Annotated in this window: 3 protein-coding genes; all 3 read left to right on the forward strand. The window is 51.5% G+C overall.

Annotated features, from left to right (window positions below; translation table 11 throughout):
* Nucleotides 1–232: 232 nt before the first annotated feature.
* The 3 genes from HAV38_RS15610 to HAV38_RS15620 all read left to right on the forward strand — a co-directional run bounded on the left by HAV38_RS15610 (nucleotide 233) and on the right by HAV38_RS15620 (nucleotide 15180).
* Nucleotides 233–6976: a peptidase associated/transthyretin-like domain-containing protein gene (locus HAV38_RS15610; protein ID WP_168056295.1), complete on the forward strand. Its 6744-nt coding sequence runs from the start codon at nucleotides 233–235 to the stop codon at nucleotides 6974–6976.
* Between the two features lies 1 nt (nucleotide 6977).
* Nucleotides 6978–12008 carry a DUF11 domain-containing protein gene (locus HAV38_RS15615; protein ID WP_168056296.1) on the forward strand — a complete coding sequence of 1677 codons (5031 nt, stop codon included), beginning with the start codon at nucleotides 6978–6980 and terminating at the stop codon, nucleotides 12006–12008.
* A 415-nt stretch (nucleotides 12009–12423) separates the two neighbouring features.
* Complete coding sequence (locus HAV38_RS15620; RefSeq protein WP_168056297.1) at nucleotides 12424–15180, forward strand: glycoside hydrolase family 18 protein; 2757 nt, start codon at nucleotides 12424–12426, stop codon at nucleotides 15178–15180.
* Nucleotides 15181–15471: the final 291 nt, after the last annotated feature.

A 15471-nucleotide genomic window follows, 5' to 3' on the forward strand; every position in this document is an offset into this window, starting at 1 on the left:
TCCATTGAATGGGCCACATTGATCGGGCACATTAATCCGGCCACGGAGGCCGGACCAGGAAGGTCGGACCATGCCGTTCAAAGCCGGTCGAGCCCGCAAGTCGGGTCAAGGGGTTTAGAAAGTATAACCCCGCTGAGGCGATTTTGCGTAAGTCCTCATTTCAACTCTTAATTTATCTTCCCGTTTAACGCGCCATGTCGTGTTTGAGTGGATTGCATCGGATGTAATAAAAATGAACGTACGTTATTTTCAATCGTGGATGTGGCTTCTGTCAGGAAGCATATTTCTTGCTTTAATTCTGGCAGGCAGCGCTTCATACGCTCGCGCCCCGGCACCCGGTACGGTGCTCAGTGTGCAAGCGAAGGCGAGCTATAAAGAGGGAGCGAATAGCCTCCTGCGTAACGTGGCATCCAATCTGGTGATCGTAAAAATCGCGCCGCTGGAGTTCGTCACGCTGGCAGGTAATAGCGCGGCACTCGCGCAGCCTGGCACGCGCTTGGTGGTTCCGCTGCAATTGCATAACGCTGGCAATATTGCCAGTCAGTTTTCATTTTCTGCTACATCAAACATGGGCGGTCCGCCTGCATTTTTGCTGAGCGCGCCAAAGCTATACCGGGACGTGCGGCAAAGCGGCGAGTTTGACCCCAATGCGCCCCTGATCACAGATTTCAAAGCATCCGGTGCTGCGGGCCTCGGCCTGAGTTTGCAGCCGAATGAAAAGGTCGCATTATTAATGGTTGCCGACGTACCGGAAAATGCGGTCGGAAAAGCGACACTTGAATTGATCGCTACCACTGCGCTGCAACAGGTACAGGCGCGATTTGTCCTCAAGGCGACTATCGCGGACAACGCATTACTCCAATTGATGATGCAGGCGTCGCCATTATGGTATGCGCAAAACGGTGCGGTTGACGTTAAGCTTAGTGCTAAAAATCTGGGCGCAGTAGCAGCCACGGGAATTAGCAGCATCAATAACACCACAATAACCATCGACGGCAAAGCGCAAACCGTCGTATTGCTGCGCCATGTCATACCCGCCGGGGCTTCGTATGTAGAGGGCACGTTACTTACCCAAAATCCGCTAATAAAAAGACTATATCGCTACGAGAGCGATCCATTGTTTCACTACCGCACGGTCCGGGACAGTAAAACTGCGGCAACCCTTGCTGCAGCGGCGCATTCATCTACTCTGGCACCCGGCACACGGGTGGCCGAGATCGCAGTGGCAATCAATACACTGGATCAGAACGAAAGTTTACAAGCAACATTTTCGTTAGTAATAGACGCCTCCGCACCAGACACACTTGCGTTGCAAAGTGACGGCTGGGATGCGAATGAGCGGGTGCAAAGTAATCCCGTCATGTTGCGGCGCGCCAGCGCCGCAACGCCTGATATCGTGCCCTATATCCAGTCCCCCGACCTGGGACTGGGTGTTCCGGGTGAGTACTTACTACGCGTGAACAATATCGGTGGCGGTCTTACCGATAAACCGATCATCTTAATTGCAAATATTCCGAAGGGCGTACGCGCTTTAACCGCAAGTGCCGATAAGCAGTGGCAATGTGCGATCACCGACGCTCAACTTGTGACCTGTTCGACAGAGCAGGCGGTTGCGGGCAATAAATTTAGTTCGGACATTATCGTTAAAGTAAGTGCAGTCGATGCGGCGTTTCCGCCCGGCGAGAACCTGATATCTTTACTTGGCAACGTTTCAGTCAGCGGTGGCGGCGAGTTGGCTATCCACGCGGACAACAATCTGCTTAATTTCAACAGCAGAGTAACCCGCGGCTCCTCACTGTCCGGCAGCGTCTGGATGGATCGCGGTCATACCGGCGCGTACGATAGCGGCGATACCTTATTGGCAGGATGGCGCGTTCAATTACGCACCGCTAGTGCCGCCAGTGCCGCTCCCGCTGCCTCACCGACTCCCACTGCAAATAGTGGCGCAAAGACTGCGCGCCACAGCGACACCGGTAATACCCCGGTCCAGACCGACCAGATAGTAGCCGAGGCCATCACCGATGCCCAAGGAGCATATCAACTGGCTGGTCTGCCTGCCGGTGGTCCTTATCGACTACGCTTTATTTCGCCCGGCGGTGTACGCGTCGGTACGCCACTTGACGGTAAAACAGGCTTGCCGCAAGCTAATGTAACGCGTGACTATGAGGCCGGTGAACTGGTTTATGAGCGGATCGAAAACGGTCATGTTTATGCCGAACAAAACCTTGCAGTATCCTACAGCGGACGCGTGTACGATGCGCAATCGCGTAAGCCGGTGGCCGCCGCAAAAGTTCGTCTCGGGGTCAATGCCCGCGGGGCCGACCTATCCGCTTATCTGGTCGGAAAGCCGACCAATGCAGAAGTAATTACCGATGCAGAGGGCTATTTTTATTATGCCTTTACGCCCACTGCACCGGCTGGGACCTATACGCTGGCGGTTGAAACTGCTGGCTACGAGCCACACTTTTCAAGTGCCATGCCGCCCATGGAAACACCGATTCGCCTGTCCGGCGCTGGCGATGCCCCGGATGTTGTGATGGCGGCGGACTCGTTGGAAATTCCGGCCGCTAACGACAAGGTGGTGTATTACAAAGAGATTCAGCGCGAGGTCAATGCATCGCGTCTGGTAAATAACCTGCTGGCAATTGATCCGGTCAACGTTAGTGCGGGCGACGTGCTGTTTTTGCGCAAGGATGCGGATCGTCGTGAGGTTGAATTGATTGATTACGTTAACTACACGCTCACACTCAAATACACAGGAAAAGACCCACGTAAAGGGTTCAATATCGCAGACCAGTTGCCACGAGGATTTACTTACGTGCCAGGATCCGCAAGGATGGTTGCTGGCAGCGTTGGTGGCGGCAGCGGCGTGTCCGACAACGGATCAGGCGTAGCGCTTGAACCAGAAACCCGCGGTAACGCTTTACGCTTTAATGCAGCGGATACCATACTCTTGAACGATGCCCCGATACTTATTCAGTATCGTGCCAGCGTAGGCGTCAATGCACGTGAAGGCGCACGTGCAGAAAGCCATGCCACTGCATATTCCGGCAACCTGCGTTCTAAGCAAGCCAGTGTTTCCGTCAATGTTATCGGTGGCGTGTTCACCAATGACGCATACGCTCTCGGCAAGGTGTCGATGATCTGCGATGCCGCGGACAGTAAGGCCAGCGGCCAGTCCCACACCATCGGCGTCCCCGGCGTGCGTATTTATCTGGAAGATGGGACTTTTGCCGAGACCGACCAGGACGGAAAGTACAGTATTTACGGTGTAAAACCACTGACCCATGTATTGAAAATAGATAACACTACCTTACCGGTTGGCGCGATACCGTTGGCGACCACTAACCGTAATTCCGGTCACGGTGGTAATCAATTCATCGATCTACGCAATGGCGAACTTGGGCGCGGTGATTTTACACTCAGTTGCGGCGTCGGTAGTTTGACAGACGTTGAATCGCGGCGTGAAAAAGCGGCCAGCAACGCGTCCGAAATCGAGACCGTCATCAAGCGTCGTTTTGATGTAAATCCATCCGCGACGGACGGTAACACCTCGGTGGAAAGTCTGAAGACCTTATCTGCTACTGGCAGAATTGGCGTCGGCGCGTCAGGTACTACGACGGCCCCGCTCTCGTTATCCAAAAAGCCGACAGATAATAGCGACAGAAATGTAGCGATTGTCCAGCAGCGCGATGTCCCCGCAACGTCGGGGTTTTCTAATGCCCCTATTGATCTGAAAAAAAATCAGGCGCTTGTACCAACATTGGTGACGCATGCGGCCCGTGCAGCACTAGTCGAAGCACCGTTACCCCTGGCGACCTTGCTACCCAAGCTGGACCCATCACTCGGGTTTGTCGACCTTAACGAGGGACAGATTGCCCCTACGCGCCAGATCCGGGTGCGGGTCAAAGGTGCCATCACAGTCGCGACGTCAGCCACATTGGCAGCGGGTGACTTTGTACTCGAGGTCAACGGGCAATTGATCGGACAAGATCGCGTTGGTACCCGCACAGAACTGATTTCACGCAAGATTGCGGCATGGGAATACATTGGCGTTGCGCTCAAAGCGGGTAAGAATGTTCTCACCGTACGTCAGGGAACGCAGCAACAAAGCATCACGGTCATTGCGCCGGGGGACTTTCAGACGCTAACAATTGAAGTCGCGGCGACAGCAGAAGCAGATAGCAAGAAGCCATTACGCGTGCGCTTGCACGTCACCGACATCAATGATGTTCCGGTGACTGCACCGACCACGGTCACGTTGAGCGCCAGCGCCGGGCAATGGCTGGATGCGTCCGGTCATGTCGGTGATGACGTCTATAGAGGAATTATCAAAGATGGCGTGGCTGAGTTTGATCTTCTGCCGCCAGAGCAACCCGGTGCGCTGACTTTACGTGCAGTCAGCGGTCCGATTCAGACCAGACGTCAAATCCAGTTGGTTGCACCGCTGCGCCCCATGCTGGCGAACGGTATTGTCGAGGGCGTGGTTAGCCTTCGTAATGGGTTGATCCGACCAGTGGGCGAGCGCGACAGTTTTGAGAACGAACTGAGTCGACTGAGCACCTCATGGGATAACGGCAAAATCACTGCCGGAGGCCGTGCCGCTTTCTTCCTTAAAGGTAAGGTAAAAGGCGAATATTTGCTGACCGCCGCTTATGACAGTGAAAAGGACGTCAAGCAGCGTTTGTTCCGCGATATCCAGCCTGAGCGCTACTATCCGGTCTACGGCGACTCTTCGGTGCGTGGCTTTGATGCGCAATCTACCAGTCGCTTGTATCTGCGGATCGATAAAGGTCAGAGCTATCTGCTTTACGGCGATTTCTCTACGCAGGATGCAACCGGTGTGCGCCAGCTGACGCAATATAACCGTGGCGTTACCGGTATCAAACATCACTTCCAGACTGCTGGAGGACGGGTCAGTGGAACGCTTTTTGCTAGCCGTAACAACCTGACACAACGGGTGGTAGAGATCAGGCCAAACGGCACGTCCGGACCGTTTTCAGTATTTGGTGCCGACTATCTGGAGAACAGCGAACGGGTCGAAATCATCACCCATGACCGCAGCATGCCTTCACGTATTCTTGCTACGCGTGTGCTGGCACGCTTCGCCGATTATGAAGTAGAGACGATGAGCGGGACGCTTTTATTCAAAAGCCCCGAACCGTCCACTGATGCTAACCTCAACCCGAATACCATCCGCATTACCTATGAGTCGGATGGTAACGGCGCCAATTTCTGGCTGTATGGCGGCGAGGTACAAGTCAATGTAACGGATGCCATCAAGTTGGGTGCGGTTGCGGTAGAAGATCGCAATCCGGCAGACCCGCGTGCATTGCATGGCATGACACTAGAGGCAGAGTTGGGCCGTGGTACCAAGCTGGCAGGCGAACTGGCGCAGACCAAATCGGTCCGGGGTCTGGGACGTGGTAGCCGGGTAGAACTTACGCACCAAAGTGCCGCGTTGAAGGCTGGCGTAACTGCCGTCCAGAGCGACGGGAAGTTCGATAACCTGAACTCGCCAACCTCAGGTGGACAGATCGAAGCACGTGCGGGGGCCGAATACAAACTCGACGAGCGCAATACCCTCAAGGGGGAACTGGTACACGCCAGAACGTTATCAAAAAGTGGTAACGATTCTAATAGCGGCTTTGGTAATGGTAATAACGGTAACGGCAGTAACCTTTCCCCCGATACCAAGTTAGAGGGTGTGTTGATTGGGGTAGAGCATGCCTTCGATGCGGGCGTGCAAGTCGAGGTTGGCAGCCGGATAGTGCGCGGCACAGCGCAAGGATCTACCGCCAACGGTGGCAGCGGCACCGATGACCTCAATCTCAACACATTGCGAACCAAAGTAGGAATGCGCGTACCCGGTCTGCCCAGCGCCAGCATCTACACCGAATACGAGCGCGATATGCGCGACGCCGATAAGCGTCTGCTTGCCTTCGGCGGTGACTATCAGATCCAGCCGGGCACCAAGGTCTATGGACGACACGAAGCATTGTCCAGCCTCGGTAATATCTATGAATTGGGTGATGCCCAAAAAACCAGCAATTACCGGTCCGTGCTGGGTATTGAAACTGAATACATGCCGCAGGCAAGTCTGTTCAATGAATATCGTTTAGGCAGCGCCATTGATGGACGTGCCGCACAGAATGCATTCGGACTGCGTAACGGCTGGAATGTCGCACCGGGATTGCGCCTTAATACCACCTTTGAGCGCACCAAGGCACTTAGCGGCAGCAACAGCGACGAAGCGACCGCCGTCACCGGGCAAGTGGAATATCTTGCCGACACGCGCTGGAAGGGCGGCGCCGGTCTGGAGTTACGCCGCAGCCCACAGGAAGATGCGATGCTTAACACCCTTGGTGTAGCGATCAAGCTTGACCCTGACTGGACCTTTCTCGGCAAGAGTGCGGTGTATCGCGTTACCGGTAGAAACGGAAACGGCAGCAACGCAGGCAACGGTCTACGCGCCCGTCAGCGGCTTGGCGTCGCTTATCGGGAAACCGAACGCAATACGCTCAACGCGCTGGCCTATTACGAACACCGATTAGAAAACGGTCGTCTGGCCGCTATTCAGAACACTAACCGCCATGTGCATTTATTCTCCGCACACGCCAGCCACAGACCGTATCACGCCTTGACGGTCTCTGGACGCTACGCCTTTAAGCATGTGACAGAAAACGGTCATGGTCAGCATAGCGCCATGCAAGGCCACTTGCTGTCTGGTCGCGTCACTCGCGACATTACCACCAAATGGGATGCGGGCGTTGCGGGGTCATTATTCGCCAGCAGTCTCGGCGAACGCTTGAGCGCCATGGGTATAGAGGCTGGTTATCAGGCCAGCGACGATCTGTGGATTTCGGTTGGTTACAACGTATTCGGTTTTGAAGACCGGGATTTTAGCAGTATGGCGAACACCTCGCGTGGCACGTATTTCCGACTGCGTTACAAATTTGATGAAAGCAGTCTGTAATATGAAAACGCTATTTTCCATGATTAAAACGGTCGCACGATTGTGCCGGCCTTCAACCCTTTTACGAGCGACGTTGTTAGTGACGCTGATATGTTTTGGTAACGCGGCGCAAGCGCAGAACTTCTACATCCGCAGCACAATTGAACCGACCGAAGCGTATATGGGGGATATGGTAGAAGTGCAGATGATGGCACAAGCGCGCGGGTATACTTTGACGTCATGTAAAGGGGAATTTACGGGGAAATTTGAATTCTGGAATACAGATAATGGTGACAGTTTTAACGCAGTGTGCGGTGACAATATCGGCACGTGGGGCGGTATAAAAAAAATCGTCGTTAATTCTAAGGTGGGTAAACCCGGAGATACAGTAGAATTCCTCGCCTCTGCTAAATACGTCGGGGTTGAGGGTCTTTCTGTCAAAAAGACCTTTAAAATTATTGATATCGGGGGCACTGCTAAAGCGCACCTTACTTCAACAGGCAGTAACACGGTTACCATTTCCGGCACCATCAATCCTAGTGCCAATCAAGTCCGAATCTATGATGCAAGCGGAACGGAAATATCCAGGCCCTCCATCACCGGCGACCGAAATAACCAGCGCTTTTCAATGACCACGCTCCCGCAGTTGGTTGGCATGCAAACATTTGATGTCTATGGCTATTACGTAACGAACAGCGGTGACGAATCTTACGCGTTCCTTAAATCTGTCGCCGTATTTGTTCCAGCGCCGCCTCCGACTTGGATCGGTCCGGCAAACAATAGTGCCTTCTCCCCATCAAAGGGCAAGCCACTGGAAATTATTCTAGAAACCGTTTCCGGCATTGGAGGAGTTCAGGTGTTTTGGTCAGAGCAAGAAAGCATGAATGATGACACGCCAAATATTGTAGTAGAAGCGAACCTTGATGAGAAGAATCAATTCAAAATTGCGGTGCCTGCAAGCATGGATTGGGTCCCAGGGAAAAAAATGTATGTGGGAGTTCGGATAAGAAACAATGGATTCCAGTCCTCCTTATCAAATCGTGCTTTCAATGTAGTCTTACCCGAAACGCCGCCAGCACCGACATGGATTAGCCCAACTAGTAACAGCTGGTATGGACCATCTGCGGACAACCTGTTTAAGCTCAGCGGAAAAACCGTACCAGATGTTGAGCAGATCAATGCAAGTTGGTGTACTGCAGATCGTCGTACGTGCGGGCAAACGGACTTTCAATATGTGAAGGTGGGTGCGGACGGTATCTTCAAAGACTTCGTTATTCCTGCCAGTAAAAATTGGGTATTGGGCACTGATTATTTGGTGAAATTTGTTGTAAAAAGACAGGGGCAAGTATCAGACCCATCGCCGGAGTATCGTTTTTATACGAGATTGCTTGCCGAATGGCGCAGCCCGGCAGCGAGCACTGTGTATTGGCCGGCGACGGGTGGTCGGTTCATCATCGGCGGTCAAACTGATGCTGCCGTAAAAAGTATCGAGGTCTGGTCCAGATTAAATGGGAGCGGTCAATGGGAAGAGCTCATCGTACCCGTCAGTCTAAAAAGTGACAATACGTTTGTTGTTGCGATAGACGGCAGTATGGCTTGGCTCAAGGGTAGTCGACAGGTGCAGTTTCGCGGCATAGTCAATGGCGTTAAAGGTGAGAACTGGTCTATATCCCGTAGCTTCAAGGTAGAGCGGGCGCCTTCCACACAGCTCTGGAGAAGTCCGGAAAATAATAGTGAATACATACCCCAAACCGATAAGCCGCTACAAATAAGCGCAGAGACCGACGCTGGCGTAAACAAGGTCACAACACGTTCAAAAATGCAAGGCAAAAGTGATGCGACGGCCAGCGTAAAGGGGGCGTGGGTCACGCTTAAGGACAACGTTTTTAGTAATCTCAGTATCCCGGATAGCGTGAACTGGCAAGAAGGTCAAACCTATGAGGTGAAATTCAAAGTCCAGCGGGATGGTATCGATGCCGACGACTGGTCGCCGATTCTCAACATCTATGTGCCTTATACAAGTCCTTTATCGCATCTGGAGTGGATCAGTCCAGACGACGGTAGTTCGCACACACCATCCACCGGTAATCTCAAGATAAGCGGCAAGACTGATATCGGGGTGAACACGATAACGACGCTTGTAAAAATTCAGGGTAGCGACGGTGCGGGCACACAGAACAACGCCATCGCCGTCAAGCTCGACAGCGAGAACAGATTTAGTGATCTTGAGGTTCTCAACAGCGATAAGTGGGTAGAGGGCAATACTTATGAGGTCAAATTCTTTTCCCGGAGAGATAACATCTCATCGGCAGATTTTTCGCTACCCAGAACATTCAAAGTGCCGTACACCACACCTGCGGGCACGCCGGCATGGAGGGGCTTGACCGATGGCAGTGCGTACACGCCATCGACGGATAATCCGCTGAGGTTCGGCGGCAAAATCGATCTGGGTGAGAATCAGCAGGTCAGGCTCTGGTGGAAAGGTCCTGGTTCCGGTCCGGATGGCGTGACGGAGGCAGATGTGGCGGTCACGCTGGATGCCAACGGTGAATTTAAGGATATTCCGATTCCCGGCAGTGTGAACTGGCAACCTGAAGCTGCTTACGACTTATTATTTCAGGTTGTCAGGCCGGGAGGGCTTGTATCGGCCTGGTCACCCTACCTCAAAATAAATGTGCCCAACACCGAACCGACGATGTTGGTGTGGGTCGGCCCGGATGCCAACAGCTTTTATACTCCCTCGAACGATAACCTGCTGAAGATAAGCGGCGAGACTGAGCCCGGCGTTGATGAGGTCCATGCACGCTGGCGGGAGGCGGGTTCAAACTTGTATATCTACCCGGGTGCAGTACCCACGGCGCTGGACAGTAATAATCGTTTCACGATCCCCGTTGGCCGCACTGGCGAATGGTTAGCTGGCAACGCTTACGAAGTGCAATTCAAGGTTAAAAGAAAGGGTCTGCAGTCCGAATGGTCGGCTCCCCGCCTGATAAACGCGCAGTACACCACACCGACAACGTTGATATGGCTTAGCCCGGAAAATAATACCGATTACATACCGTCCAAAGATAACCTGCTAAAAATCAGCGGTGAAACGGATCCCGGCGTCAATGAGGTGCATGCACGCTGGCGGGAAATCGGTACAGATGGCGTGTTCACCTATCCGGGCGCAGTCCCCACCGGACTCGATAGCAATAACCATTTCACGATTTCCGTTGGTCGCAGTGACGAGTGGGAAAACGGCAAGAGTTACGATGTGCAGTTCAAGGTCAAGAGAGGCGGGGTACAGTCCGAGTGGTCGTCTTCCCGCATGATCAATGTGCCATTTACGTTGGGTTGGATTAGCCCGGATCAGGACAGCACGTACACACCGTCGCACGACAATCTGCTGCAGATCACCGGCGAGACTGACCCCGGCGTTGATGAGGTCCATGTATGGTGGCAGGAGGTCGTGGCCGGCGGCAACACCTATCCGGGTGCAGTCTCCATCAAGCTGGACAGCAATAATCGATTCACAATCCCGGTTGGCCGCACGGACGAATGGGAAGCGGGCAAGTCTTACGAAGTGAAATTCAAAGTCAAAAGAGGAGGGTGGCAGTCCGCTTGGTCGGCAGGCCGGATGATACACGTGCCGTTCAAAGGAAATTGGACCGACTCTGTGCCAGAGAGTTGGCAGAATCCATCGACCGCCAAGCCGATACTTATCGCTGGCAAGACCGTGCCGGGTGTTAATCAGATCAATATATTTTGGAAAAGTGAAGACGGCACCGATGCCGGTAACACCAGTTACAAGGATATGGCTTTCACGGGGCAAGATGGCCTTTTTAGGGTGCCGCTGGAGGCAAGCCAACACTGGAAGGATGGCGCGACGTATGCTGTTTGGTTCCACGTCAAAAAGAAAGATGGCTACCTGGAATCAAGCGTATCGGACATTCGAACTATCCATGTTGACAGGCTTGCGCCAGTTTTAGACAACCTTCAGCAGGCAATGTCGGATGATGGTCATTACACGCTTACCGGCACCGCCGTCGATAACAATTCCGGTCTCGGTCCCAATGGCGACGGTAAAGGTGCAATCAACATCCGCTGGCGAACCGGACCAGAGGAGCAATGGTCAGAGTCGATAACGGACATGGCTTCGTTCGGTACGTTTGCCTTCGGCCTGACCGCAGAACAGTTACATCAGCACTGGACCGTGGAGGTCGAGATAATCGCTACCGACCGGGCTGGCAACCAGACGCCAAAATTATTGAAACCCTACGTAACAGCCCCTGTAATCAAATTGGGCGTAACCCGTACCAATTGGGAATCGTCGGCCAGTAATGTCGATCACCAAGTTGTGCGGAGCGGTCCCGCAGACGTCGGGAGAAAACGTATAAGTACCTCTTCAGGTAGTCAAATGTTTGCCGGGGACACGTTCACTTACAGCATTACGGTAACTGGAAAAAAAGGTAACGCTGAAAATGTAAATCTCACCTATAAGCTGCCCGCTGGTTTGGAAGCGCACGGCCCGCTTATTCTGGGAGCAGGCGCGAACCCCGGTGTCGTGTTGAACCCGGACTGGGACGGCACGCCATCGCATTCGCAACTGTTGACTAAGGGTGGAAAGTTGAGCGCAAAAGAAACGTTTAACATCCGCATTCCTGTACGCATAAAAGCCGACGCTGAGATCTCCGTCGCAAGTCGGGTTGTCTTGGGTGCAACTGGTATGGAGGACCTTGGTGTCGATGATGTGGTGAGCCTGGTTCCCGATCAAGGTGTGCTAAAGCTGGTGAAAAGTGTTGACAAGGTTGCCGCAAACGAGGGCGATACGCTGGACTACACAATCAAATTTAGCAATACCTCCAGCAGCTTTATAGCGATGCAAGAAATTCATGATTCTATCGATTCACGCATGACGCTGAAAAACGTAACCTGCGGAGAAAATATACCGGCAGGAATAACCTGCACGCTCCAGAAAAGCGAAGCGGCAGCAATCTGGAGATTCTCGGGACAGTTGCCGGCTGGTGCATCGGGGTCGGTTGGATATAGTGCGACGATCGATTTACATTAGCCGAAACAGCAATTTTGCGGTTGCTAACCGCAACAGCCTTTAGGGTGCATGTAATGTAGTTTTAACGAACTCTATATACAGCGTTTGTATTTTAGTGCGCCCAGTTTCTATTCAAAAAAACGTCTTGCGCATGGTTATTCACCTGCGGCCTGCTTACGTTGGTGTGTCTGATTTAAATATTTTATTTACACTTTTCAAAAATCCAGGCACGCGATATACGCCCGCTCGCCGGTCCAATGAGAGCATTTTCGCTACCAAGATTTCGATCATAAATTATTTTGTAATGCAGAAAAAAATTTTGCGTCAATCATTTTTTTGGAGGGAAAAAATAGCGAGAAACATTGTTTAAATAATTTCACATCCACATCCACATCAACACCAAAGAGAATCAACATTAATGTATCTAAAAACGACTATGAAAAAAAGAAAATTTTTGCCTGCGATTGGGTTCACCGCCTTTCCGATATTATTGATGCTGTCTGGCCAAACACTGGCAGCGCCCCCAAAAATAGATCAGCTTGAAGCGGTTAATTCCTCCGTCAATAATGCCAAAATCCGTACCGTGACAAACTGGGCACCGCTCGCCGATTCCGTCTGCTGGTACAAAGGCGCCGCGGCCACTGATAGTGCCATTCTCGGTTGCCAAAGCACAGCGGCAGGTAACATGGACATTGAGATGACGGCCGCTGAGGCCTGGGGCAGCGCTGCTTACTATGTGAACTGGACAATACCCGAATCCAGTTTAAATGTGGGTAACAACACCCTCACTGCCAAACTTTGCAAAGGCGGAGAATGTGCGACCAAAACTGAAACAATTTCCTTCGACGCTGGCACGCCGGTTGTTTCATTCGATTATGCCAATTCAGTTACCGGTCTTACCCACAAAGCCGTTGTTCCAAATAAAGAGGGATTTTTAGGCACTGAGCCTGTTTCCTCCCGTGACGAAAATTTCGTCGTCGGTGGCTATGTATCGGAGTGGGCACAATATGGTCGTAAGTTCGATGTAGAAAAACTTGATGCCAGCAGTTACACCAATCTTGTTTACGCGTTTGTCGGCATTTGCGGCGATACGGGTGAAAAACACGCGACCGTCAGCAAGGCTTGTACTGAGCTTGAACGCAAGGACTTTGAAATAACCCCGCTTGACGTGTGGGGTGGATTTCAATCTGCGATAAGTAAAAGGCAGGCCGATTATCCGTGGGACGAATATGCATACTCAGGAATTCTAAAAAAGAATTACGACGGTTTAAATCGTTACAATGTGCGCGGAATGATGGGGCAATTGCTGCATCTGAAAGAACAAAATAAAGATCTAAAAATCGCCGTAAGCGTCGGTGGATGGACACTTTCTACACCGTTCCCTGTTCTGGCTGCTAATTCGGAGAAGCGCAAGGTATTTATTGACTCAGTCGTTTCCTTTGTCTACAAATGGCAATTAGACGAAGTCGATCTTGACTGGGAGTTTCCAAAATCAGAAGAAGAGGGCCGCAACTTTGCTATTCTGGTCGAGGAACTGAAAGTTGCACTCGAAGCCGGCGTCGCGCAGCCCGTAACCATCTCCAGCGCAGTGGGTGCGACCGAGCAATACATCAACAACGTGGGTCACGCAAACTACGCGCGGCTCGCACGGTCATTGGATAAAATTTATCTGATGAACTATGACTTTTGGGGTGCATGGTCAGGTGACCTGGGTCACCAAACTAATTTATCCGGGCCGTCTGATGCACAGTTTAGTGCGCAAAAAGCGATTAAACTTCTAGAGGAATACGGCGTACCAAAGAAAAAAATTATCTTGGGCGTGGCAAACTATTCGCGCGGGAAAAAAGGAGAAATTCAACGTCCGGGTGAACCAGCGTCAGCGATTAATGTAAGTGCCGATCAGGTATTCGGTACGCATGAGGCCACAGTCCTGGAAGGCTTTGATTTGTTCGCCAACATTGCCGGCGAAAATCTTAAAGGGAAAAATAATTTCTCGTTGTTCACCGATAAAAAATACGACGCCGATTATTACTACAATCCAACCAGCCAAGTGTATTTTAGTATCGATACCCCGCGTACAGCTTATCGCAAGGCGCAGTATGCGAAGGAGATGGGACTAGGCGGTGTGTTTAGCTGGTCAGTTGAGCAAGATCATTTGGGATACAGTGTCAATGCGATGAACGAAGGTTTGGGCAACAAACTGGAAGACAAGTTTACCTCAGTGCAGGAACGTGAAGCGTTGTATGCGACCTGTGGTATCAATCTGACTGCGCAAGAGTGTGCCAGCATAGGCAAAGACCCAATCTTTGAGATTCATGCTTCGCATAGCACGGTGACTGCAGTGACTAGTGTGAAATTATCGGTGGATGTTTCCAACGCGCTGGCCAGTGATTTTAAGTTTGGATGGACGCAAATCACTGGTGATCCTAAGCTGACGATTAATTCCCATGCTTCGCAAATGGCAAATGTGCTTATTCCGGCGGTAAATAAGAAAACGACATTTGAATTTGAAGTTGAAATGGCGCACCAAAAAACTGGCCTTAAGCATAAAAAGACGATCAAGGTAATTGCCCAGCCCGGAACGCCTCCGGCGATAAATGTGATTATCGAATCTTATCGCCAGGTTTTTACTGTGGGAAATATCGTCACCTTGAAAGGTCAAAAATCCAGTAGTGCAGATGGCAGCGCCTTAACCTATCTGTGGACTCAGCTTTCAGGGCCGCAGCAAAATCTCGATTACGCGAACCGAAAAAGCAAACGTAACCTGGAGTTTGATTTGAGAGATATCAAAGCGGATACGAAGCTTAAATTTAAGTTGACGGTAAAAAATAAGGCCGGTCTGACAGCCACCGATGAGATCGAAATAATTGGGACGCCAGTGGCTGTCAAAAATCCGGTAGCCGTTGCCACGGCAAAATTTTCATCCAATGTGGATAGTGGTTTCGACACGCTCGTACTAGACGGTACGAACTCTAAAAACACCACGATGGCAGGAAAATTGACTTATAGCTGGCGGCAAATCTCTGGGCCAATGCTGGACTTCAGAGGATATGAAAAAGATGGCGCTGCCAACCTGATGTTCCGTCCCTTTGACAAAAATACGCAATTCGGCTTTGAACTGACTGTGACGAATACGTATGGACTAAAAGCGAGTACTAAAATATACCCTACTGCAAAGCCGCGACAGATGTAAATAAACCCTGATTGATGATGTATGTTCCTCTCTCGGGCAAAGGCTCGAGGGAGAAATACAGACGCCGACGCTGGGTTTACCTATAAATCGTTGGCAAATTATGTGTCTACAGGCACTGATAAATGATCGAAATATAAAAGTGCGTCTTCCCTGGAATGTAAAAATGGTGGCATGATCCTGCCGATTCAGTCTAGTCAAGCGCGTGGCCCGTCAAATTAACCTCGGGCGAACAGGTGCAATGGACGAAAGCAATATTTCGCAGAATGGGACTTGTGGGCCTTAAATGCCTTT

Origin of the sequence: Glaciimonas immobilis (assembly GCF_011947285.1) — a bacterium.
Lineage (GTDB): Bacteria > Pseudomonadota > Gammaproteobacteria > Burkholderiales > Burkholderiaceae_D > Glaciimonas > Glaciimonas immobilis.